Here is a 22251-nt window from a genome sequence, read left to right as displayed (position 1 = left end):
GAGCGCGCCCAAAAGAAAAGGGGGGCGGGACCTTGGTCCCACCCCCCAGTTCTTGGCTGACGCCTGGCGTTAGAACTTCAGCGAGGTGCTCGCGAAGAGGTAACGACCCACCGGCGGATAGGTGCCCGCCCAGGTGTTGGCGTTGTCAGTGCCGTACGCGGCCGGAACCAGCGGCGGCGAGGTGTCGAAGATATTGGTGACACCCAGCATCAGACCGATGTCGTCGTTGACGTCATAGGTGAGCGTGAGGTCGAAGTAATCCTTCGACGCGAGGTTGCCGCGCTCGTCCGGGGTACCCGAGAAGGCACGATCCGGATCATCGATGAACTGGTCGAGCTCGACCGCACCGATGTGGCGCCAACGGACCGCGACACCGAAGCCGTTGTCCATGTTGTACGCCGTGCGGAAGGTGTGACGCCATTCGGGCTGCGGGAAGCCGCAGAACGAACCGGCGTAGCCCGCGCAGTCGACGACCGCGTCACCACCTTCGACGGGGATCCCGGCGTCGGCAGCATATTCGAGCAGGTAGGTGCCCAGCAGGTCGAGGTTGACACGACCCGGGCCGATGTCACGGCCGTAGCTGAGGCCCACGTCGACACCTTCGGTCGAGAAACCGCCGATGTTCTGGAGCGTGTTGATGACGAAGCCGTTCTGACCCGCCCACAGCGAACCCGAGATCGGGTCGCGAACGACGAGGCTACAGAAGTCGGAATCGCCGGTCAGCGCGCACTGACGCAGGATCGTTTCGGCACCGACGGTCGAGATCGCGCCTTCGACGTCGATCTGGTAGTAGTCGACCGTGGCGACGAAGCCCGGCAGCATGTCGCCGCCCTGGAACACCGCACCGGCCGTCCAGGTGTCCGCGACTTCCGGGTCAACCGAGGGGTTGCCGCCGAAGATCGCGTTATACTGGTCCGCCGGGCTCGGCGCGATGGTGCCGTACTGGGCACCGCTCACGCCGGTGTTGGCGCACTGCGCCGCGGTGAATTCGGGCGTGGCGCCCGAGCAGGGATCGACACCCGACCACAGGCCACGGCTCTGCGGCGAGAACAGCTCGAGGATGTTCGGCGCGCGAACCGCACGGTTGTACCCGCCGCGGAATTTGATCTCCGAGATCGGCGAATATTCCGCGAGGACCTTGTAGGTGTCGGTGTTGGCACCCGTCGAATAGTCCGAGTTACGATAGCCGAGTTCGAAGGTCAGGCTGTCGATGCCGGGCATGTCCGACAGGACCGGGACGAGCATTTCGGCGAACAGGTCGGTCACGCCGAGGTCGCCGTTGACCGGCGGGTTGTCACCGCCCTGGCCGGCAAGGTCGCCGGTCTGGAAGGTGATGTCCGGACGGATCGCGAGCGATTCCTGGCGATATTCGACACCGCCGAGGACGGTCACCGCCGCCATCGGGTCGATGTTGAACAGTTCCGCCGTGGCATAGGCCTGGAAGATGCTCTGCTTGACGTCACCGGTGACCTGGCCCGGAACGAGCACATAGTCGAGCGCGGCCTGCGTCACACCGTTGCGCGGATCGCTGACGAGGCCCTGGCCCTGGAACGGGTTGTAGGGAACGCAGCCCGCGGCAACCGCGGTCGGATCGGCGCAGACGACGTTGCCGTTGGCGTCGGTGGTGGCCTGGAGGGCCTGCCGCAGACGGCTCAGCGAGAAGTCGTTCGAGTAGAAGGTCGAATAGTCGGTGATGCCGTGCTGGGCGCTCACGTCGTAGCTGATGCGCTCGTTGATGTCGCCGCGAAGACCGGCAACCACGCGGTAGCCGGTGTGACGCAGCGCGTCGTTACGACCGCCACCTTCGACGTTACGCTTACCGATGAAGATCGGCACGACGCCGTCGGCGACCGGGTCGCCCGCATCGGCCTCGCCGTCGATCGCGGCGCACAGGGTGGCCCCCTGCGCAGCGGTCAGCAGCGGGCTGTCGCACGCCAGGTCATACTGCTCGGCGAAGAAAGTGCCCGATTCGGCGATCTGCGCGTCCGAACGGTCGTCCATGAACATGAACTCGGCGTAGGCTTCGACCTGGTCGCTGATTTCATAGTTGGCAAAACCGCCAGCGGTCCAACGGGTATCGGGACGCTGGAAGAAGTTCACCGGCGCGTAGTTGTAGGGCGGCGCACCGGGGGTGCCGAAGCCCGAGAAGTCGTCCGAACCGTCGGCGACACCGAAGAAGAAGCCACCGAAGGTGGGATCGACGATGGTCGCGTTGGGCGAGTTGAACGAACCACCGCAGTTGCCGGCGGTGTTGATGGCGCACGACGAATAGTCGCGATCACCCTGGAGGATCGGCTCGATCTCGCGGTAGCCCGCGTAGAGCACCGCATGACCGCGGCCGTCGTCGAAGCCCGCACCCATGGTGAGCTGGACGTCGAGCGTCTCGCCGTCCCACACCGAACCGGTCGGGTAGGTGAAGCCGCGCGCGTCCTGCGCGTCGGTGATGAGACGATCGCCGAAGGCGCGCTCACCGCGGTTGTTGTGCTGGTAGACACCGAACGACGCGTCGAGCTGGACGCCTTCGAAGTCGGTATTCATCACGAAGTTGACAACCCCCGCAACCGCGTCGGCACCATAGGTCGACGAGGCGCCGCCGGTGAGGACGTCGATGCGCTCGACGAGCGCGGCGGGAATCTGGTTGATGTCGGCGACCGGCTGGCGGGGGTCACCCGGCTGCAGGCGGCGGCCGTTGATCAGGACCAGCGTACGGTTCGAGCCGAGGCCGCGCAGGTTGACGGTCGCGGTACCGGTCGCGCCGTTCGAGACGAACGCCGTCTGGCCCGGCGTCACCTGCGGCAGCGAGTTGAGGAGGTCCTCAACGCGGGTCGTGCCGGTCTGGGCGATGACTTCTTCGCCGACCACGGTGACCGGGCTGGCGCTGTCGACGTTGGGACGCGCGATACGCGTACCGGTGATGACGATGTCCTGGGCTTCCGCGATCGGCGCGCCCTCGGCATTGACGTCGGTGTTCTGCTGTTCGACCGGGCCGGTTTCCTCGCCCTGGTCCTGCGCATAGGCCGGCGCCGCAAACGCCATCCCGGCGATCACGGTGCTGGCCAGCAGCACGTTCTTCTTATCGATGTTCATAGTTTCCCCTCTCATCACCGGCACCGGGGCACCGGCGAAAAAAGCCAGATGTCACGACGATCATTCGTCGACATCGGCGCGACGCTAGGGCGCTGTGCCTCCGATACGCAACCGCACCGAAGGGGGTTTTGACAATTTGACTACGGACTGTTGCCGAGCTGACACAGCCGCGCGACGGACGGCGCCGGCGCCGCGGCAAGCGGTTCAGGCCAGTTTGCCGCCGCGCGCGCGGCGTTCGGCCTCGAGGCTGGCATGCGCGTCGACATAGGCCTCCTGCCGCGCGACCGACCAATATTTGAGCTCGGCCAGCGGGATCTTCGCGCCCGTCACTGCGCAGCGCACATGGTCGCCGTGGGCAATCAGCCGGAAGGTGGCATCGTCATAGTGGATTCGCGCTTCGCGTCCGCCGCCGAGCAGCATCAGGGATCTCCATCCTCGTCGCGGTCGAACAGGCCGCGCTGGTCACTGCCGCCCCGATAGGCGCTCTTGCCGCGCTTCGCAACGGCGCGCGGCGCGCGCGGCGCCTTGGGCGCGCCGCCCGGTGCGCCCGGCGCGGCGGCGGGGACCACCGCCAGCCGGCCGTCGTGGAAGACGAGGTCGAGCGCGGCCGCCGAGCGTGCCATCCCCACTCCGGTCACCACCGTCTCCCCCGCCATCACCCGCGCGAAGCCGCGCGCGAGCGGGCGGTCGGGGTGGACCAGCCGCGCCATCTCCCACGCCGCCTCGAGCCGCCGCGACAGGTCGCCGAGGCTGCGCCGCACCGGCTCGGGACGCAGCCGGCTGGTGATCGCCGCGGCGCGCGCCTCCTCGCGCCGCAGCTGCTGGCGCAGCGCGACCACCGCGCGCTCGGCCTGCGCGTCGAGCCGCGCCGCGCCGCGCCGCACCCCTTCGCGCAATCCGCCGGCGAGCCGCTGTGCCTGCGCCTCGAGCCGCTCGGCGGCGCCCGTCACCCGGCGTTCGAGCAGGTCGGCGCGGTGCCGCCCGGCGACCGCCGCGAGCCGCGCGCCCGCGCCCTGCGCGCGGTGCCGCAGCCCCGCGCGCAGCGCGCGGGTGGCCTCGCCGAGCAGCCGCGATGGCGGCTCGAGCAGCCGCTGGGGGGTCGGCAGCCGGTCGCCGAGGTCGGCGACGCGGCGGGCGCGCTGTTCGAGCTCGCGCGCGAGCCGGTCGCGCCGGCGCCGGTCGAGTTCGCCGAGCCAGCCGCGCAGCTCGGCGAGCACCGGGACCGCCATCTCGGCGGCGGCGGTGGGGGTCGGCGCGCGGCGGTCGGCGGCATGGTCGATCAGCGTGACGTCGGTCTCGTGCCCGACCGCGCTGATCAGCGGGATCGAACAGGCGGCGGCGGCGCGCACCACGGCTTCCTCGTTGAACGCCCACAGGTCCTCGATCGACCCGCCCCCGCGCGCGACGATGAGGAGGTCGGGGCGCGGCACCGGGCCGTCCGCGTCGAGCGCGTCGAAACCGGCGATCGCTTGCGCGACCTGCGCGGCGGCGCGCTCGCCCTGGACCTGCACCGGCCAGACGATCACGTGCGTCGGGCAGCGATCCTCGAGCCGGTGGAGGATGTCGCGGATGACCGCGCCGGTCGGGCTGGTCACCACCCCGATCACGCGCGGCAGGTAGGGCAGCGGGCGCTTGCGCTCGCGCGCGAACAGCCCTTCCCCCGCGAGCGCCTTCTTGCGCTTCTCGAGCAGCGCCATCAGCGCGCCCTCGCCCGCCAGCTCCATCGACGCGACGACGATCTGGTACTTGGAGCGCCCGGGATAGGTGGTGACCTTGCCGGTGGCGATCACCTCGGCGCCGTCCTCGGGGGCGAAGGCGAGCCGCCCCGCCTGCCCCTTCCACAGCACCGCATCGAGGCAGGCATCGGCATCCTTCAAGGTGAAATAGCAATGCCCCGAGGCGGCGCGCTTCCAGCCCGAGATCTCGCCGCGCACGCGCACCTGCCCGAAGCGGTCCTCGACCGTGCGCTTCAACGCCGCCGACAATTCGCCGACGCTTTGCGCGGGTGAATTGTCGCCGGGGCGATCGGGCGCTAACAGGCCGCTAGACGGTGGCTTGGAGGCGATGATGAAGATCCTGCTCTTGGGTTCGGGTGGACGCGAAGATGCGCTGGCGTGGCGACTTTCGCAATGCGGCAGTTGCGCCGAGCTCCACGTCGCGCCGGGCAACCCGGGGATGGCGCGCTGGGCCGACGAGGTGCACGCGCTCGACCTCGGCGACACCGCGGCCACGGTGCGGCTCGCGCAGGGGATCGGCGCCGACCTCGTCGTCGTCGGCCCCGAGGCGCCGCTGGTGGCGGGGCTTGCCGACGCGCTCGAGGAAAAAGGCATCGCCTGCTTCGGCCCGGGCAAGGGGGCGGCGATGCTCGAGGGCTCGAAGAGCTTCACCAAGCGGCTGTGCGACGCCGCCGGCATCCCCACCGCCGCCTACCGCGAGACCGCGAGCGTGGAGGCGGCGCTGGCCGCGATCGACGCGTTCGGGGTGCCCGTCGTGATCAAGGCCGACGGGCTCGCCGCGGGCAAGGGGGTGACCGTCGCCACGACCCGCGAGGAGGCGGAGGCGGCGGTGCGCGCAGCGGGCGATGCGCCGCTGGTGATCGAGCAGTTCCTCGAGGGCGAGGAAGCCAGCCTGTTCGCGCTGTGCGACGGCGAGACCGTCCAGTTCCTCGCCAGCGCGCAGGACCACAAACGCGTCGGCGAGGGCGATACCGGCCCCAACACCGGGGGGATGGGCGCCTACAGCCCCGCCCCCGTGCTGACCGACGACCTCGCGCGCCGCGCGATGCTCGAGATCGTGACCCCGACCGCGGCGTGGCTGGCCGCGCAGGGCATGCCCTATCGCGGGGTGCTCTACGCCGGGCTGATGCTGACCCCCGAGGGCCCCAAGCTGATCGAATATAACGTCCGTTTCGGCGACCCCGAATGCCAGGCGATCATGCCGCGCATCGCCGGCGACCTCGCCGCGACGCTGCGCGCGGTCGCCGAGGGGCGGCTGGCCGAGGCCGACCCGCTCGCGCTCGAGGAGGCGCATGTGATGACCGTGGTGGTCGCCGCCAAGGGCTATCCCGCGCGCGCGGCCAGCGGCGGCGCGATCGAGGGCATCGAGGCCGCCGAGGCCGAGGGCGCGATCGTCTTCCAGGCGGGCACCGCGCGCGCCGAGGACGGCACGCTGGTCGCCAGCGGCGGGCGCGTCCTCAACGTCACCGCCGCGGGGGCCAGCCTCGCCGATGCGCGCGCGGGGGCCTATGCCGCGCTCGATCGGATCGAGTTCGGCGACGGCTTCGCCCGCCGCGACATCGGCTGGCGCGAACTCGAACGCGATGGCTGAGCGCGCGCCCCTTGCCAGCCGCTTCGCGCCCATGGCAGAGCGGGAGGCGATGAAGCCCCGCCTCGTCCTCCTGTTCGGCATCGCGCTGGTCGTGCTCGCCTCGGCGCTGTGGCACGGCGCGCTCGGGCAGGCCTCGGCGCGCTATGCCTTCGAGACCGAGGAGCTGGCGCGGCGCAACCTGGCCTATTACGAGATGGGACACATCACCCCCTTCGTCGAGCGCGAGCCGCTGACGCGGCGGCTGTGGCTGGCGGGCGAGGCCGATGATTTCCAGCGCGCCGAACTGGCGCGCATCCTGTCCGACCTGCCGCAAGTCGCGGACGTGCAGTGGCTCGTGCCCGGGGGCGGGGGAACCGTGAGCGGGGTCCCGCTCTTACCTCTCATAGTCGAGGTCGAACTGGCCGGGCTCGCCGCCTTCGGCGCGGGGCTGCTGGTCGCCTTCTTCCTGTTCGGTCGCGCGCGCGATCCCTATCGTTACGAGATCTGAGGAGCTTTCATGGACACGCTCATCCAAACCTATTGGCCGGTCATCCTGGTGGCGCTGCTGGTGGGCATCGTCGCCGGTTACCTTATCTTCCGCCCCAAGCAGCGGGTCACGCTGTCCGACGACAGCGCGCCGCGCCGCCCGCACATGGCGGGGATCGAGGACGCGCGCTCGAAGGAAGGGCGCGGGCTGGTCGACGAGGCGGCGGCGGGGCTGACCGACGTGTCGGGCCAGTTCATGCAGGCCGAGGTCCACGAGCACCTGCCCGGCGCCACCGGCGAGCCCGACGATCTCAAGCGGCTCAAGGGAGTGGGGCCCAAGCTGGCCACCGCGCTCAACGGGCTCGGGATCGTGCGCTTCGACCAGATCGCCAAGCTCACCCCCGCGCAGCTCGCCAAGATCGACGAGCATCTCGGCAGCTTCAAGGGACGGCTCGCGCGCGACCGGGTGGTCGAGCAGGCCGACTATCTCGCGCGCGGCGACATCGACGGCTACGAGGCGCGCTTCGGCAAGCTCTAGGCCGCGGGGGCGGCGGGGGTCGGCTTCTTGCGGCGCTTGCGCTGGCGGCTCGCGATGAGCTTGTCGATCTTGCGCCCGTCCATGTCGACGATCTCGAACACCCACCCCTGGAAGGCGAATTTCTCGCCCTCCTCGGGCAGCCGCCGCAGCACCGCGAGCGCGAGCCCGGCGGCGGTCGCATAGTCGCGGTCCTCGTCGAGTTTCAATCCCAGCTTCTCGACGAGGATCTCGGCATTGGCGGTGCCCGAGACGAGCCACGAGCCGTCCTCGCGGGCGCGCACCGGCTCCTCCTCGTCCTCGTCGTTGCGGAAGGTGCCCGCGAGCGCGATCAGAATCGAGCCCGGGGTGACGATCCCGTCGAGATGGCCATATTCGTCGTGCACCAGCGCGAGCGGCACGTCGGCCTCGCGCAGCACGTCGAGCGCGTCCATCGCGTCCATCAGGTCGGGAATGATCGGCGCCGGGCGGGCGAGCCCGACGAGGTCGAGCTCCTGCCCGTCGAGCATCGCGTCGAGCAGGTCGCGCGCCGAGACGATGCCGACGATGTCGTCGACCGAGCCGTTGGCGACGGGCAGCCGGCTGTGCGGGGTCTGCGCGAGCGCGGCGCGGATCTCGGCGCTGGTGGCATCGGCGGCGAGCCAGTCGATCTCGGTGCGCGGGGTCATGATCTCGCGCACCGGGCGGTCGGCGAGGCGGACCACCGAGGAGATGATCGCGCGCTCCGATTCCTCGAGCACGCCGGCCGACTGCGCCTCGGCGACCACGAGGTGCAGTTCCTCGGCGGTGACGGCCTGGTCGTTCTCGCGGTTCATCCCCGCCAGCTTGAAGATCGCCGCGCTGGTCTTGTCGAGGATCCACACCAGCGGCGCGGTGGCGCGGCTGAGGAAGGCCATCGGGCGCGACAGCAGCGCGGCGATCGGTTCGGGGTTGCGCAGCGCGATCTGCTTGGGAACCAGCTCGCCGATGACGAGGCTGACATAGGTGGTGAGCACGATCACTAGCCCGAAGCCGAGGCTGTCGGCGGTCGCGCCGCCGAGCCCGAGCAGCTCGAGCCGCTGCGACACCGGTTCGCCGAAGGTCGCCCCCGAATAGGCGCCCGCGAGGATGCCGATCAGCGTGATGCCGATCTGCACGGTCGACAGGAAGCGGCCCGGCTCGCCCGCGAGGTCGAGCGCGCGGCGCGCCCCCGCCGAGCCCTGTTCGGCCAGCGAGCGCAGCCGGCTCGGGCGCGCCGAGACGATCGCCAGCTCGCTCATCGCGAGCACCCCGTTGAGCGCGATCAGCGCGAGCAGGACGAAAAGGTCGAGAATGGGGAAGGGATCGGATGGGGGCATGATGGTCGACGGGCCTTTTGCCGCCTTAACGACGATCCGACAAGCGCATGCGTTCAGTTGAGGTTCCGAAACGAGCGCGCACGCACCGGCATGGAACTTCCGCGGGCACGCGACTTTGGTTGCCCGACGGACAAGTTGCCAAGGGAGTAAGAACATGAAGTTGACGCACAAGATCACCGCCGTTGCCGTGGTTGCCGGGCTCGGCACCGCGGCCTGCACCACCGACGCGATGACCGGCGAGCGCCGGATCTCGACCGAGGCCGCGATCGGCACCGGGGCGGGCGCGGTGCTCGGCTACCTGCTCGGCGACATCATCGGCGGGCGCAACGATCGCACCGCCAAGATCATCGGCGCCGGGGTCGGCGCGGTCGCCGGCGGCGCGGTCGGCGCCTATATGGACAAGCAGGAGCAGGACATGCGCCGCGCCACCGCGGGCACCGGGGTCGACGTCATCCGCGACGGCGACGAGCTGCTGCTGCGGATGCCGAGCTCGGTCACCTTCCCGGTCGACAGCTATACCATCCAGCCCGAGTTCCGCGCGACGCTCGACGAGGTGGCGCGGACGCTCTCGACCTATGATTCGACCTATATCGACATCATGGGCCACACCGATTCGACGGGGCGCGACGACTATAACCAGCGGCTCTCGGTCAATCGCGCCAACGCGGTCGCCGACTATCTCGCCGCGCGCGGGGTGCAGCGGGCGCGGATGGCCACCGTCGGCTATGGCGAGACGCAGCCGATCGCCGACAATTCGACCGAATATGGCCGCGCGCAGAACCGCCGGGTCGAGATCAAGGTCGTGCCGGTGACCCAGCAGGACGTCAACGCGGCGGGCTACTAGGCCGCTCGCACGCCCTCGCGCGTTCAATGACGAGGCCCCCGCTTCCGGTGCGGAAGCGGGGGCCTTTTCTTGCGCCATCGCGCCGCGCGCGACGGCGACGCCTCAACGCCGCGCGGCGAAGAAGTCGCGCAGCAGCGCGGCGGCCTCCTCCTCGCCCAGCCCGGCGAGCACCTCGGGGCGATGGTGGCAGGTCGGCTGGGCGAAGAAGCGGGGGCCGTGCGCGACCGCGCCCCCCTTGGGATCCTCGGCGGCATAGGTGAGCCGGGCGAGCCGGGCGAGCGCGATCGCCCCCGCGCACATCGCGCAGGGCTCGAGGCTGACGAACAACTGGCAGCCGACCAGCCGCTCGCTGCCGAGCGCGGCGGCGGCGGCGCGAATCGCGACCATTTCGGCGTGCGCGGTGGGGTCGGCGTCGCGCCGCATCCGGTTCTCGGCGCGCGCGACGACCCGGCCGCGCGGATCGGTCACCACCGCGCCGACGGGCACCTCGCCCGCTGCCGCGGCGGCGGCGGCGAGGTCGAGCGCCTGGCGCATCGGGGCGGGGAGCGGGAAAGCGGTCATGCCCCCCGCTAGCGCGCGCGGGCGGGTCGTGTCACGCCCCCGGCGCGGCGGCGGCGGCTGCGGGGGCCGCGGGCGAAGCGGCGGTAGCGGGCGCGGTGTCTTCCGGCGGCTCCGCGACGCGCGGCGCGCGCTCGCCCGGGGGGCGGCTACCCGTCTCGACATCGAAGCCGCCATTGTCGCTGGCGTCGATCAAGCCCGGGTTGTCGAACGCGGTCGCGGCGGCGCGACCGCGATCGCGGTCGAGGTGGACGAAGCCCGCGCCGATCGCGGCGATGATGACGACGAGAATGATCAGGATGACGGCGACCAGCCCCCGCACGGCAAACTCCCTTGCCCGTTGATAGCGTGAAAAAAACGTCAAAGGGGCGCCCGGGTTGCCGCCGTGACGCGTCCGCAAGGGCGAATCGGTTGACCTGCGCGACGGGCCGGGCTATCGGGCAGCGCTTTCCGGGACCGGCTGGTCCCCAACCGACACAGGACGAGAATTATGTCGCGCGTCTGCGAACTGACCGGCAAGGGCCGGCAGGTGGGCAACAACGTTTCCCACGCCAACAACAAGACCAAGCGGGTTTTCCTTCCCAACCTGCAGAACGTCACGCTCCTGAGCGAGACCCTCGACCGCCGCGTCAAGCTGCGCGTGTCGACCCACGGGCTGCGCTCGGTCGAACATAATGGCGGTCTCGACAACTGGCTGCTCAAGACCAGCAGCGACAAGCTGTCGCCCAAGGCTGCCAAGCTGAAGAGCGAAGTCGCCAAGGCGAAGGCCGCGCAGGCCTAAGCGCCCGGCGCGCACGCCGCGGCGTGCCGCCGACCCGCGCTCAGCGCCGGATCGGCCAGCCCTCGGGGTCCATCTCGTAACGCACCAGCAGCGTGCGTTGCGGCGGACCCCGATTGTCGTCGGTCACGATCCAGATCTCGGCCCCGCCGTCGGCGCGCGCGCGCAGCGCGATGCCCTCGGCATTGTCGCGCCGGCTCAGCCCGAGCAGGACCGCCGGGTCGAGCCGGATAACCCCATCCTCGATCCGCCCGCTCGCGACCCAGGTGCGAAAGCCGGCGAGCCCGACGCCGCGCTGGAGCACCAGCAGCTCGCCCGTGCCGCGCGTCGCCGCCCCGGTGGGCATCGCGACGAGCCCCTCGACCGCGATCGGCGCCAGCCGCCGCTGCGTCTCGATGAACCCCTCGCCCGTCTCGGCGAGCGCGACCAGCCGGCCGTCGAGCCGGGTCATCGCCTCGATGCCGCGATTGCCGCGCCCCGCGCCGGGCACCGGCCAGTGCGCGACGATCGCGCGAAAGTCGTCGACGAAATGCTCGATGCGCTCGCGCCGCTCGTAGGCGACCTGCCCGCCCGCGCCGTCGGGGTCGACCACCAGCGCCTCGGCATCGAGCCCCTCGCGCGCGGGCAGCGGCAAGGGCTCGACCAGCAGCCGCGCCTGCCCGGCCTCGGGGGGCGCGAAGAGGACGATCTGGCCATGATCGGTGACCGCCGCGAGCCGGTCGCCGGCGAACGCCAGCCCCGACATCCCCGACAGCCGCAGGTAGCGATGGTCGAGCCGCCACGCCCCCGCCAGCCGCCAGCCGCGCGGCGCGGCGCGGTCGAGCGCGACCTCCTCGAGCGCGACCGCGAACGGCTGCTGCGGCCCCCAGCTGCGATAATGGTCGAGCCGCAGCCCCACCGCGGCGATGGCGGCGAACAGCGCGGCGGCGGTGACCAGCCGCGCCGACCTGCCCGCCAGCGACCTGAACGAAGGCTGCATCTCCTATTCAGTCCCCGGACGGGGCAGTTCTGGCATAAGCCTTTGCATAGACAGGGTTTTCCCCCTTTTCCCTGTCCTATCCATCCCTCGAGTCGCGTACCGAGGGGGGCCCGGTCGACCCCTGTCGGCCGGGCCTTTTTCGTGCTCAGCGCATCTCGACATCGAACAGTCCGGCGAGCTGGTCCATCAGCGCCCCGCCCAGTTGCTCGGCGTCCATAATGGTGACCGCGCGCTTGTAGTAGCGGGTGACGTCATGGCCGATTCCGATCGCCGCCAGCTCGACCGGCGAGCGGGTCTCGATCCAGTCGATGACATGGCGCAGATGCTGTTCGAGATAGGCCCCCGAATTGGCCGACCCGGTCGAATCGTCGACCGGCGCGCCGTCCGAGATGACCAGCAGCAGCCGCCGTTCCTCGGCCCGCGCGATCAGCCGCTGATGCGCCCAGACCAGCGCCTCGCCGTCGATATTCTCCTTGAGCAGCCCCTCGCGCATCATCAGCCCCAGCGGGCGGCGCGCGTGGCGATAGGGCTCGTCGGCCTTCTTGTAGATGATGTGGCGCAGGTCGTTGAGGCGCCCGGGCTGGGGCGGGCAGCCCGCCGCGCGCCAGTCCTCGCGCGAGAGGCCGCCCTTCCACGCGCGGGTGGTGAAGCCGAGGATCTCGCTCTTGACCCCGCAGCGCTCGAGCGTGCGCGCGAGCACGTCGGCGCAGATCGCGGCGATCGAGATCGGGCGCCCGCGCATCGAGCCCGAATTGTCGATCAGCAGGCTGACGACGGTATCCTTGAACTCGGTCTCGCGCTCGATCTTGTAGGACAGCGAGTGGGTCGGCGAGACGACGACGCGCGCCAGCCGCGCGGCATCGAGCAACCCTTCTTCCTGGTCGAAATCCCAGCTGCGCGCCTGCTGCGCCATCAGCTTGCGCTGGAGCCGGTTGGCGAGCCGGGTGACGATCCCCGCCAGCCCCGCCACCTGCCCGTCGAGATAGGCGCGCAGCCGGTCGAGCTCCTCGGGGTCGCACAATTCCTCGGCGTGGACGATCTCGTCATGCGCCTCGGTGAACACCTTGTACCCCTCGCGCGGGGCCTCGGCCCAGTCGGGACGGCGCCCCTGCCGCGGCTGCTGCGCGGAATCGTCATGGTCGTCGCCCGCGGGGGGGAGGTCGGCCTCGTCCATCTCGGCCGCGCCGTCGTCGTCGCCGTCGTCCTGCTCGGGGCGCTGCTCGGCATCGCCCGCGTCGGCGGCGCTGTCGCTGTCCTCGTCCTCGTCCTCGCCCTCGCCCGTGTCCTCGGGCGGCTCGCCGTCTTCGCCCTCCTCGGGCTCCTCGGCCTCGCCATCCTCCTCGTCCTCGAGGTCGAAATCGAGGTCGGCGAGCACCCGGCGGACGCGATCGGCATAGGCCGCCTGGTCGCCGAGCGCGGCATCGAGCGCATCGAGGCTGGCGCCCGCCTTCTCCTCGACCTGCGCGCGCACGAGGTCGAGCTTGCGCGCCACCGCCTCGGAGGGCGCCTCGCCGGTCAGCCGCTGGCGCGCCAGCAGCCCGACCGCGATCTCGAGCGGGACCTCCTCGGGACTGCGCGCGCGCATCAGCGGCGAGACGCGCACGCGCGCCTCGGCATGCGCGGACAGATTGCCCTTCACCCCGGGAAAGTCGCGCCCCCCCAGGGCCTCGATCCGCGCCGTCTCGAGCGCGTCGTAGAGCGCGCGCGCCTCGAGGTCGGCGGGGGCGCGGCGCGCGTGCGCCCGCGGGTCGTGATAGCGGTGGCGCAGCGCCAGCGCGTCGGCCGCGCCGCGCGCCTCGGCGACCAGCGCGGGGGCAAGGTCGCGCCCTGGCGAGGGCACCCGCCCCTCGCCCGTCTGTCCGGCCTCGGCGAAGGCGATCTCGAGCGCCTCGTCGCGCGCCAGCGCGCGCGCCGCGCCGGTCAGCGCCCGGCGGAAGTCGTCGAGGGTGTCGGGCTCGGGCATCAGCCCGCGCGGCTCGCCACGCTCTCGGGCAGGTCCTCACCGAAGACGCGCTGGTAATATTCGGCGATCACCGGGCGCTCGGCCTCGTCGCACTTGTTGAGGAAGGAGACGCGGAAGGCATAGCCGACATCGCCGAAGATGAGCGCGTTCTGCGCCCAGCTGATGACCGTGCGCGGGCTCATCACGGTCGAGATGTCGCCGTTGATGAAGCCCTGGCGCGACAGGTCGGCGACCTTGATCATGCTCTCGACCGTCTTCTTGCCCTCGGGCTTGTCATATTCGCCCGACTTGGCGAGGACGATCCGCGCCTCGGTCTCGGCGGGCAGGTAGTTCAAGGTGGTGACGATGTTCCAGCGGTCCATCTGCCCCTGGTTGATCGCCTGCGTGCCGTGATAGAGCCCGGTGGTGTCGCCCAACCCCACCGTGTTGGTGGTCGCGAACAAGCGGAAATGCGGGTTGGGCTTGATCACCCGGTTCTGGTCGAGCAGCGTCAGCTTGCCCTCGGTCTCGAGCACCCGCTGGATCACGAACATCACGTCGGGGCGCCCCGCGTCATATTCGTCGAAGACGAGCGCGACCGGGTGCTGGAGGCACCAGGGCAGCAGCCCTTCCTTGAACTCGGTGACCTGCTGGCCGTCCTTGAGGACGATGGCGTCGCGCCCGACGAGGTCGATGCGGCTGATGTGGGCATCGAGGTTGATGCGGATGAGCGGCCAGTTGAGGCGCGCCGCGACCTGTTCGATGTGGGTCGACTTGCCGGTGCCGTGATAGCCCTGGACCATGACGCGGCGGTCGTGCGCGAAGCCCGCGGCGATCGCCAGCGTGGTGTCGGGGTCGAAGACATAGGCGGGGTCGGCGTCGGGCACGCGCTCGTCGGCCTCGGAGAAGGCGGGGACCTCCATGTCGCTGTCGATCCCGAAGGCGTCGCGCACCTTCACCATCTTGTCGGGCGCGCTCAGCAGCGTGTCGGCGCGGCGCGGCGCGTCGGTGTTGGAAAGCTCGGTCATGGGAGGGGCTTTAGAGGAGGAGGATGCGCGCCACAATAACCGCCGTTGGTCGTAGGCGCGACTCCCGCCCTCATGCTATGCGGCGGCGCAAGGGCGACGGGCGCGGCCGCCTGCCGCGCCGGGCCGAGAGAGGAGCAATGGTCATGACCTATGTCGACGGTTATCTCGTGCCCGTGCCCGAGGGCGAACTCGAGGCCTATCGCGCGCTCGCCGAGGAACTGGCGCCCAAGTTTCGCGAATGGGGCGCGACCCGCGTGGTCGAGGCGGTCGAGGACGACTGCCCGACCGGCAAGCTCAACGATTTCCACACCGCCGTGCTCGCCGAGGCGGGGGAGAAGACCGTCTTCAGCTACGTCGAATGGCCCTCGAAGGAGGCGCGCGAGGAGGGGTGGAAGAAGATGCGGGCCTATATGGAGGCCATGCCCCAGCCCGAGCATATGCCGTTCGATGGCAAGCGGATGGTGCTCGGCGGGTTCCGCTCGATCGTCGACCGGTGAGCGGCGCGTTGCGGCCCTGCCTGTGGTTCGACCACGAGGCCAGCGCGGCGGCCGCCTTCTACGTCGACAGCTTCCCGCGCACGCGACTGATCGCCGAGAACCGCTCGCCCGCCGACTGGCCGGGGGGCAAGGCGGGCGATGTCATCACCATCGACCTCGAGATCGCCGGGCAGCGGGTGATGCTGATGAACGGCGGCGACGCCTTCCGGCCGAGCCCGGCGACCAGCCTGATGCTGGTGACCCGCGACCAGGAGGAGACCGACCGGGTGTGGCAGGCGCTCGAGGCGGGGGGCGGTGCGGCGATGGCGTGCGGCTGGATCGCCGACCGCTTCGGCTTTGCCTGGCAGGTCACCCCGCAGCGCCTGCTCGACCTGCTCGCCGACCCGGACAGCGCGCCCGCCGCCTTCGCGGCGATGCAGGCGATGGTCAGGATCGACATCGCCGCGCTCGAGCGGGCGGTGGGGGCGCCCGACGGCTAGCCGAAGGCGGTGCTCTTGCGTAGCCGCTGGAAGGCGTCGATGACCGCGCGCAACCGCGCCTCGTGGCGGCGATCGCCGCCGTTGCGGTCGGGGTGGTAGCGGCGCACCAGCCCGGCATAGGCCTTGCGCACCGCGTGGAGGTCGGCCTCGGGGCCGAGCCCGAGGACTCGCAGCGCGCCGCGTTCCTCGGCCGAGAAGCGCGAGCGGCGCCGTTCCTCGCGCATCGTCGCCGCGTCGCGAAAGCGCGCGGCGATGGCATCGAGCGGGTCGTCGAAATCGGCCCAGCGCGGGCCCGGGTCGGCGCCCGGCGCGTAGGCGAAGCGTCGCCCGCCCTCGCCCGCGCGGCGCGGGATCGGCGATTGCGCCGCCTCGATCTCCTCGGCGCTCATCCCGGCAAAATAATTGTAGGCGCTGTTGTGCTGGCGAACATGGTCGAGACACAGCCAGCGCACCTCGCCCGGGCCGTCGAAATCGCCCGGGGTGAGCGGCGCGCGGAATTCGCCCGCGTCCCCGCATCCGGGAACCGCGCACCGTTGCCCCGCGCCTTCGACGCGGCCATGGAATTTCTCGGGTCGTTTGGTCATCGCGCTCGCGTCCCTATATGGGAGCGATGACCCAGAACACCAGCGCCGAGATCATCCGCCGCCTGACGAACGCGCTGTCGCCCGTCGCCTTGACGCTCGACAATGACAGCGCCGCGCATGCCGGGCACATGGGCGACGACGGCTCGGGCGAGACGCACTGGTCGGTGCACATCGTCTCGGCGCGGTTCGACGGGCTCGGCCGCGTCGCGCGCCAGCGCCTCGTGTACAAGGCGCTGGGCGAGCTGATGGACAATCCGATCCACGCGCTGGCCATCAGGGCGCAGACGCCCGACGAAGCGCGATGAGCGCGCTCCAAGAAATCACCCCGAGCGTCCACGACCTCGGCGCCTTCAAGGTCCGCCGCGTGCTGCCGAGCCGCCCGCGCACGATGGTCGGCCCCTTCATCTTCGTCGACGAGTTCGGCCCCGCGCAAATGGCCTCCGGGCAGGGCATGGACGTGCGCCCGCACCCGCATATCAACCTCGCCACCGTGACCTATTTGTTCGAGGGCGCGATCCACCACCGCGACAGCCTCGGCACCAGCCAGGTGATCCGCCCCGGCGCGATCAACCTGATGACCGCGGGCAAGGGCATCGTCCATTCGGAGCGCTCGCCGCAGGCCGAACGCGACGCGGGGCCCCGGCTCTACGGCATGCAGACCTGGCTCGCGCTGCCCGACGGTCGCGAGGAGATCGCGCCCGCCTTCGACCATGTCACCGAGGAGGGGCTGCCGCTGGTCGAGGACGGCAAGGCCTCGGCGCGGGTGCTGATGGGAACGCTATGGGGCCAGACCGCCACGACGCCGCAGCACAGCCCGACCATCTACGCCGACATCGTCCTCGAGGATGGCGCGCTCCCGATCGACGCGGAGGCCGACGAGCGTGCGGTGCTGGTGACCGAGGGGACGATCACCCTCGACGACCAGCCGCTCGACCCCTTCAACCTCTACATCCTCAAACCCGGCGAGCCGATGACGCTGAAGGGCCGGGGCCGCGCGATGCTGCTCGGCGGCGAGGCCTTTTCGACCAAGCGCCACGTGTGGTGGAATTTCGTCTCCTCGAGCCGCGATCGCATCGCGCAGGCGAAGGAGGACTGGACCGCGCGCCGCTTCCCGCTCGTCCCCGGCGACGATGTCGAGCGCATCCCCATCCCCGCGGTGCCCAAGACGGTGAGCTATCCGTGAAGACCCAGCGCATCTCCCTTTCGACCGGCATCGGCCTCGACGTCGCGCTCGCCGGGCCGGAAGACGCGCCGCCCGTCTTCCTCCTCCACGGCTTTCCCGAATCGCATCGCACCTGGCGCGGCATCGTGCCGCTGCTCGAGGATCGCTTCCGCCTGATCATGCCCGACCAGCGCGGCTTCGGGGGCTCGGACAAGCCGCGCGACCTCGATGATTATCGCACCGACAAGGCGATCGCCGACCTGCTGGCGCTTGCCGCGGCGCTCGGGCACCAGAAATTCAGCCTCGTCGGGCACGACTGGGGCGGCGCGGTGGCGTGGGCGGCGGCGCTGCGCGGCGGCCCGCACATCGAGAAGCTGGCCATCGTCAATTCGCCCCACCCGCTCCTCTTCCAGAAGAGCCTGATCGACGATCCCGCCCAGCGCGCGGCGAGTCAGTACATGCGCGCCTTCCGCGCCACCGGGATGGAGGAGCAGATTCGCGCGATGGGCTGGGACACCTTCTTCGACAAGAGCTTCTGCCCCCACCTCGACCTCGCCACCATCCCCGACGCCGACCGGCAGGCCTATCTCGAGGAATGGAGCGCGGAGGGCGCGCTCGAGGGCATGCTCGCCTGGTACCGCGCCTCGCCGATCCTCGTCCCCGCGATGGACGAGGAGGACGTGCCCTATCCCGACTGGGTGATGAGCGGGGTGCCGCGGATCCGCATCCCCACGCTGGTGGTCTGGGGCATGAAGGACCCCGCGCTCCTCCCCTGCCAGCTCGACGGGCTGGGCGAGCTGGTCGACGACCTGCGCATCGAGCGGGTCGCCGACGCGGGCCATTTCGTGCCGTGGGAGAAACCCGAACCCGTCGCGAAGGCGCTAGCCGACTTCCTCGGCTAGCCAGTCGATCCAGCCGCCATGCGCATGGCCGTGCGCGAGCGTGGCCTCCTCCGCGCCGCCCGGCCAGTAGCGGACCTTGAGGACATGCCGCAGCAGCGCCCGGTCGCCCTCGAGGCTGACCCACGCCAGCGGCTGGTGCGCGCTCGCCGCCTCCCCCGCTGCTGTCATCGCCAGCCGGATCCGCGCCTGCGTCTCGGCCGGCAGATACTGCCACACGAGGCTGTGCATCAGCACCCGGGTGACCCCGTTCTCGCGCGGCGCGGCGAGCTGCGCCTCGACGAAGTCGGCGGCATCGGCCTCGACCACCTGCGGCGCCCCCCGCGCCGCGGCGAGGTCGAACACCGCCTCCAGCCGCGCGGTGCGCTCCTTCATCTCGGGCCAGACATAGGCGGCCAGTCGGATGCGGTCCGCCGCGCGCGCGAGGTCGAGCGGGTCGCGGTCGCAGCCGGTCGCGGCGAGGATCGCGACCGGCGCCTCGGGCGGCGGCGCCCCCTTCCATTTGGGGGCCAGCCGCACCGGGCTGTCGGCGGGTCCGTTGCGCGTGCCCGCGAGGTCGATGAAGAAGCGGTCGATCATCAGGTTGATCCCCGCGCTCGACCCGATCTCGACCAGCTCGAAACGCGGCCCGAGCCCCTGCCCCGCGAGCCATTTGAGGCCCGCCATCAACCCCGCTGAGCGCCCCGCCTCGTTGGTCTGCGGGGGGCGCTCCATCCAGGGCAGGATCGCCGCCTCGTGCGCGCGCAGCACCGCGGCCACCAGCGGCGCGATCTCCTCGCGCAGCAACTCGCCCGCGTAGAGCGGGGCGAGCCGCGGTTCGGCGCCCGACAGGTGCAGCGCCTGCAACCCCGCCGCCACCCGCAGCGGCACGACGTCCTTGAGCGGATCGCGCGGCCAGCGATGGATCATGCGTCCGAGCGCGCTGTCGGGATCGAGCCCCTTCCACACCGCGCGGCAGATGGCGGCGGTGAGCGGGGCGCCGTTGGCGCGGCAATAGTCGGCCTGGTTCGAAAAGGCCTGCGCGGGGGTGGCGGTCACGGGCGTCTCCTCCGCCCTTTTCCTTGCATGATCGGGCGCCAGCGGGCAAAGGCCGCCCCATGTCGAGATCGAAAAGCCGTTCCGCCGCGCGGCTCGCCGCCGTCCAGGCCCTGTACCAGCAGGAGATGGAGGGCACCGGCACCGCGCAGCTCATCCACGAATTCCACGAACACCGCCTCGGGCAGGTGATCGAGGACGTGCAATATGCCGAGGCCGAGGTGCTCTTCTTCGACGACATCGTCGCCGGCGTGCTGGCGCGCAAGGACGAACTCGACGAGAAGATCGCGGCCAAGCTGTCGGAAGGCTGGAGCCTGTCGCGGCTCGATCGCGCGATGCGCGCCATCCTGCGCGCGGGCACCTACGAGCTGGTGGCACGTCCCGACGTGCCGCGCGCCTCGGTGATCGACGAATATGTCGACGTCGCCGACGCCTTCTTCGATGCGCGCGAGAAGGGCTTCGTCAACGGCCTGCTCGACGCCATCGCCAAGGACGTGCGCGGCTAGGCGCACGCGCGGGCGCGGGTTTGGCGCGGCCTCAGGGATCGTAGCGATCGAGGAAGGCGAGCGGGATGTCGATCCGCTCGCGCCAGCTCTGCACGTCGGGCGCGGCGCCGGTGAAGCGGCGGCTCTCGAAATGCCGCGCGGGCCAGCCCCCCTTGCGCATCATCGCCGCGAAGGCGGCGTGGTAGCCCGCCGCCTCGCCCGCAGGCGCGGTCCCGTGATCGAGGTAGAGCGCGTTGCGCTGCGGATCGATATGCGTCGAATCGAGATAGGCGTCCCACGCCGCGACGATGTCGCCGACCGGGTCGGCGGGGCCGGTGTCGGCATCGGGCAGCGCGAAGCGCGCCGACAGCGCCGCGCCCTGCCCGAAGACATGCGGATATTCGGCGACCGCGTAGAGGCTGGTCAGCCCGCCCAGCGCGGCCCCCATCACCGCGGTATTCTCGGGCCCGGCATGGGTCGGGTAGCGGCGATCGATATAGGGTTTGAGCCGCTCGACCATCCAGCCGAGATAGGCATCGCCGACGAGCGCGCCGCGCGGTTCGGCGAGCGCGCGCTGCCGCGCCGCGGGGAGGAAATCGTAGAGTTTCTCGGGAAACAGCGCGCGCCAGCGCTCGCGCGGGCTGCGGATGCCGACGACGATCCATTCGCGCAGGTCGCCGCGCGCGGCCAGCCGGGTGATCGCCTCGTCGATCCCCCAGGCCTGCCCCGCGTCGGCAAAGGCGGGATCGAACAGGTTCTGCCCGTCGTGGACATAGAGCACCGGATAGCGCGCGCGCGGGTCGCGCCCGTAGGAGGGCGGGGTCCAGACCCACACCTCGCCGACCCCGGCGGCGGCGCCGTCGTCGAACATCATCTGCGTGATTCGCCCCGCCGCGACGGCGGGGAGCGTGGCCGCCCCGGGGAGCGTGTCGACGGGCCCCGCTGCGCGCGGGGGCGCGTCGGCGTCGCCGTCGCCGTCGACCTCGACGTCGGGATCGAGCGCGCCGGCGTCGGCCTCGGCGACGACCCCGACCTCGGCCCCGACCTCGGCTGCGGTCTCGGCATCCTGCGCGAGCGCGGCCGCCTGCCGCGCCAGCGCGGCGGCCTCGGGGCCCGGATCCTGCAGCGCGGCGCCGAGCGCGAGCAGCAAGGCGATTGGCAATTTCCTCTCCCTCGTGCGATTGCAGTTCGACCATGCCGCGCCGCGCCCCCCCTGTGAAGCCGTCATCGCCCGCCCCCGCGGGGCTGAGCCTCGAGGCGCGGCTGCACGCGCGGCTGGCGCGGCTCGCCGATCATCCCGCCGCGGCGGGGCTGGCCGACGACGTCGCGCATCTCGACGGGCGGGTGCTGACCCACGACACGATCGTCGAGGGAGTGCACTATCGCCGCGGCGACCCGCCCGAGAGCGTCGGGTGGAAGCTGGCCGCGGTGAACCTGTCGGACCTCGCCGCCAAGGGCGCGCGCCCGGTCGGCGCGCTGCTGTCGCTCACGATCGGCACCCCCGGGCGCGAGATGGCCCCGGGCGAGTGGGAGGAGCGCTTCCTGACCGGGCTCGCCGCCGCCTGCGAGAGCTACCGGCTGCCGCTCCTCGGGGGCGACACGGTGGCGCTGCCCGACGGGGCCCCCCGCGTGCTCGGGCTGACCGCGATCGGGACCGCCCCGGTGCCCGCGCCGCGGCGCAGCGGCGCGCGCGCGGGCGACCTCCTCCTCCTCGTCGGCACGGTCGGCGCGGCGATGGCCGGGCTCGAGGCGCTCGAGCAGGACCGCGAGGCCTCGGGGGCGCTGGTCGAGATCTACCGCCGCCCCGTGCCGCTGCTCGCGGCGGGCGAGGCGCTCGCCCCCTTCGCGCACGCGATGATGGACGTCTCCGACGGGCTGCTGCTCGATGCCGGGCGGCTGGCGGCGGCGAGCGGGCTGGCGGCGCGGGTCGACCTCGCCCGCCTCCCGCTCGAGACCGCCTTCATCGCCGACAAGGGCGCGGACCGCGCGGCGCGGCTGTTCGCGGCGACCGCGGGGGACGATTATGCGCTGCTCGCCGCGATCGCGCCCGCGGACGAACCGCTGGTAAGGCAATCTTTACCATCGGACGCGAGACTGACGGTAATCGGGCGGCTGGCGCCCGGGACCGGGCTCGCGCTCCACGACGGGGACGATCCGGTCGACCTGCCCGAAAGGCTCGGCCATGAACATCATCGCGACTGACCCGCGCCGCCTCTTGCTCGGGTTCGCC

The 22251-nt window shown here is 71.3% G+C and carries 24 protein-coding genes; 12 read left to right on the top strand and 12 right to left on the bottom strand.

The genetic code is table 11. The features are described from left to right. Nucleotides 1-69: 69 nt before the first annotated feature. The 3 genes from L8951_RS06235 to xseA form a co-directional block, all read right to left on the bottom strand. Entirely contained in the window at nt 70-3087 is a 3018-nt protein-coding gene (locus tag L8951_RS06235; RefSeq protein ID WP_244382137.1) for a TonB-dependent receptor domain-containing protein, read from the bottom strand. A 204-nt stretch (nt 3088-3291) separates the two neighbouring features. Then, complete coding sequence (locus L8951_RS06230; RefSeq protein ID WP_407696409.1) at nt 3292-3510, bottom strand: DUF2093 domain-containing protein; 219 nt, start codon at nt 3508-3510, stop codon at nt 3292-3294. Further along, nucleotides 3507-5162: an exodeoxyribonuclease VII large subunit gene (gene xseA, locus L8951_RS06225; protein ID WP_244383202.1), complete on the bottom strand. Its 1656-nt coding sequence runs from the start codon at nt 5160-5162 to the stop codon at nt 3507-3509. Before xseA ends, L8951_RS06230 begins: the two co-directional genes overlap by 4 nt. Here xseA and purD point away from each other — a divergent pair. The 3 genes from purD to L8951_RS06210 are packed head-to-tail and all read left to right on the top strand — an operon-like array spanning nt 5155 to nt 7417. After that, nucleotides 5155-6414 (top strand): phosphoribosylamine--glycine ligase, encoded by a 1260-nt coding sequence (gene purD / locus L8951_RS06220; protein ID WP_244383201.1) that lies wholly within the window; start codon nt 5155-5157, stop codon nt 6412-6414. The two genes, xseA and purD, sit on opposite strands and share 8 nt — an antisense overlap. A gap of 49 nt (nt 6415-6463) precedes the next feature. Beyond that, on the top strand, nt 6464-6901 hold the full coding sequence (locus tag L8951_RS06215; RefSeq protein ID WP_244382135.1) for a hypothetical protein: 438 nt from the start codon (nt 6464-6466) through the stop codon (nt 6899-6901). 9 nt (nt 6902-6910) lie between these two features. Further along, on the top strand, nt 6911-7417 hold the full coding sequence (locus L8951_RS06210; protein WP_244382134.1) for a hypothetical protein: 507 nt from the start codon (nt 6911-6913) through the stop codon (nt 7415-7417). Here the strand turns inward: L8951_RS06210 and L8951_RS06205 are convergent. Continuing rightward, the gene (locus tag L8951_RS06205) at nt 7414-8751 is read right to left on the bottom strand and encodes a hemolysin family protein (RefSeq protein ID WP_244382133.1); all 1338 of its coding nucleotides are present in this window, start codon (nt 8749-8751) and stop codon (nt 7414-7416) included. The genes L8951_RS06210 and L8951_RS06205 overlap by 4 nt on opposite strands. Nucleotides 8752-8905: 154 nt before the next feature. Here L8951_RS06205 and L8951_RS06200 point away from each other — a divergent pair, with 154 nt between their 5' ends. After that, nucleotides 8906-9595, top strand: a complete 690-nt coding sequence (locus tag L8951_RS06200; RefSeq protein WP_244382132.1) for a YiaD family glycine zipper/OmpA-like lipoprotein — start codon at nt 8906-8908, stop codon at nt 9593-9595. A 102-nt stretch (nt 9596-9697) separates the two neighbouring features. On the opposite strand, the gene L8951_RS06195 is transcribed toward L8951_RS06200, so the two are convergent. Next, nucleotides 9698-10156 (bottom strand): nucleoside deaminase, encoded by a 459-nt coding sequence (locus L8951_RS06195; RefSeq protein ID WP_244382131.1) that lies wholly within the window; start codon nt 10154-10156, stop codon nt 9698-9700. Nucleotides 10157-10187: 31 nt separating this feature from the next. Continuing rightward, a complete protein-coding gene (locus L8951_RS06190) occupies nt 10188-10475 on the bottom strand; it encodes a hypothetical protein (protein WP_244382130.1) in 288 nt (95 codons plus the stop codon). Nucleotides 10476-10643: 168 nt separating this feature from the next. On the opposite strand from L8951_RS06190, the gene rpmB reads away from it, so the two are divergent. Then, a complete protein-coding gene (gene rpmB, locus L8951_RS06185; protein ID WP_244382129.1) occupies nt 10644-10934 on the top strand; it encodes a 50S ribosomal protein L28 in 291 nt (96 codons plus the stop codon). A 40-nt stretch (nt 10935-10974) separates the two neighbouring features. On the opposite strand, the gene L8951_RS06180 is transcribed toward rpmB, so the two are convergent. The 3 genes from L8951_RS06180 to cobS all read right to left on the bottom strand — a co-directional run bounded on the left by L8951_RS06180 (nt 10975) and on the right by cobS (nt 14880). Then, nucleotides 10975-11910, bottom strand: coding sequence for an esterase-like activity of phytase family protein (locus L8951_RS06180; protein ID WP_244382128.1), 936 nt, complete (start codon nt 11908-11910; stop codon nt 10975-10977). 145 nt (nt 11911-12055) lie between these two features. Then, on the bottom strand, nt 12056-13873 hold the full coding sequence (cobT, locus tag L8951_RS06175) for a cobaltochelatase subunit CobT (RefSeq protein WP_244382127.1): 1818 nt from the start codon (nt 13871-13873) through the stop codon (nt 12056-12058). Then, nucleotides 13873-14880, bottom strand: coding sequence for a cobaltochelatase subunit CobS (gene cobS, locus L8951_RS06170; protein ID WP_244382126.1), 1008 nt, complete (start codon nt 14878-14880; stop codon nt 13873-13875). The genes cobT and cobS overlap by 1 nt, the downstream gene beginning before the upstream one ends. A 143-nt stretch (nt 14881-15023) precedes the next feature. Here cobS and L8951_RS06165 point away from each other — a divergent pair, with 143 nt between their 5' ends. After that, nucleotides 15024-15377 carry a DUF1428 domain-containing protein gene (locus L8951_RS06165; protein ID WP_244382125.1) on the top strand — a complete coding sequence of 118 codons (354 nt, stop codon included), beginning with the start codon at nt 15024-15026 and terminating at the stop codon, nt 15375-15377. Then, the gene (locus L8951_RS06160; protein ID WP_244382124.1) at nt 15374-15856 is read left to right on the top strand and encodes a VOC family protein; all 483 of its coding nucleotides are present in this window, start codon (nt 15374-15376) and stop codon (nt 15854-15856) included. Before L8951_RS06165 ends, L8951_RS06160 begins: the two co-directional genes overlap by 4 nt. Here L8951_RS06160 and L8951_RS06155 read toward each other — a convergent pair. Further along, on the bottom strand, nt 15853-16440 hold the full coding sequence (locus tag L8951_RS06155; protein ID WP_244382123.1) for a J domain-containing protein: 588 nt from the start codon (nt 16438-16440) through the stop codon (nt 15853-15855). The two genes, L8951_RS06160 and L8951_RS06155, sit on opposite strands and share 4 nt — an antisense overlap. A gap of 26 nt (nt 16441-16466) precedes the next feature. Here L8951_RS06155 and L8951_RS06150 point away from each other — a divergent pair, with 26 nt between their 5' ends. Genes L8951_RS06150 through L8951_RS06140 form a run of 3 tightly spaced genes read left to right on the top strand, consistent with a single transcriptional unit; the run spans nt 16467 to nt 18504 of the window. Further along, on the top strand, nt 16467-16745 hold the full coding sequence (locus L8951_RS06150; RefSeq protein WP_244382122.1) for a BolA family protein: 279 nt from the start codon (nt 16467-16469) through the stop codon (nt 16743-16745). Then, complete coding sequence (locus tag L8951_RS06145) at nt 16742-17623, top strand: pirin family protein (protein ID WP_244382121.1); 882 nt, start codon at nt 16742-16744, stop codon at nt 17621-17623. The genes L8951_RS06150 and L8951_RS06145 overlap by 4 nt, the downstream gene beginning before the upstream one ends. After that, nucleotides 17620-18504, top strand: coding sequence for an alpha/beta fold hydrolase (locus L8951_RS06140; protein WP_244382120.1), 885 nt, complete (start codon nt 17620-17622; stop codon nt 18502-18504). The genes L8951_RS06145 and L8951_RS06140 overlap by 4 nt, the downstream gene beginning before the upstream one ends. On the opposite strand, the gene L8951_RS06135 is transcribed toward L8951_RS06140, so the two are convergent. Beyond that, on the bottom strand, nt 18484-19539 hold the full coding sequence (locus L8951_RS06135; protein WP_244382119.1) for a DUF2332 domain-containing protein: 1056 nt from the start codon (nt 19537-19539) through the stop codon (nt 18484-18486). The two genes, L8951_RS06140 and L8951_RS06135, sit on opposite strands and share 21 nt — an antisense overlap. Before the next feature lie 59 nt (nt 19540-19598). Here L8951_RS06135 and nusB point away from each other — a divergent pair, with 59 nt between their 5' ends. After that, the gene (gene nusB / locus L8951_RS06130) at nt 19599-20042 is read left to right on the top strand and encodes a transcription antitermination factor NusB (protein WP_244382118.1); all 444 of its coding nucleotides are present in this window, start codon (nt 19599-19601) and stop codon (nt 20040-20042) included. Between the two features lie 31 nt (nt 20043-20073). Here the strand turns inward: nusB and L8951_RS06125 are convergent, their stop codons facing one another. After that, a complete protein-coding gene (locus tag L8951_RS06125; protein WP_244382117.1) occupies nt 20074-21183 on the bottom strand; it encodes an alpha/beta hydrolase in 1110 nt (369 codons plus the stop codon). Between the two features lie 83 nt (nt 21184-21266). On the opposite strand from L8951_RS06125, the gene thiL reads away from it, so the two are divergent. Continuing rightward, entirely contained in the window at nt 21267-22223 is a 957-nt protein-coding gene (gene thiL / locus L8951_RS06120; protein WP_407696408.1) for a thiamine-phosphate kinase, read from the top strand. Nucleotides 22224-22251: the final 28 nt, after the last annotated feature.

The organism is Sphingomicrobium astaxanthinifaciens, from assembly GCF_022865105.1.
GTDB lineage: Bacteria > Pseudomonadota > Alphaproteobacteria > Sphingomonadales > Sphingomonadaceae > Sphingomicrobium > Sphingomicrobium astaxanthinifaciens.
Note: the sequence above shows the minus strand (reverse complement) of the source record. Positions and strands in the feature narration are given on the sequence as shown.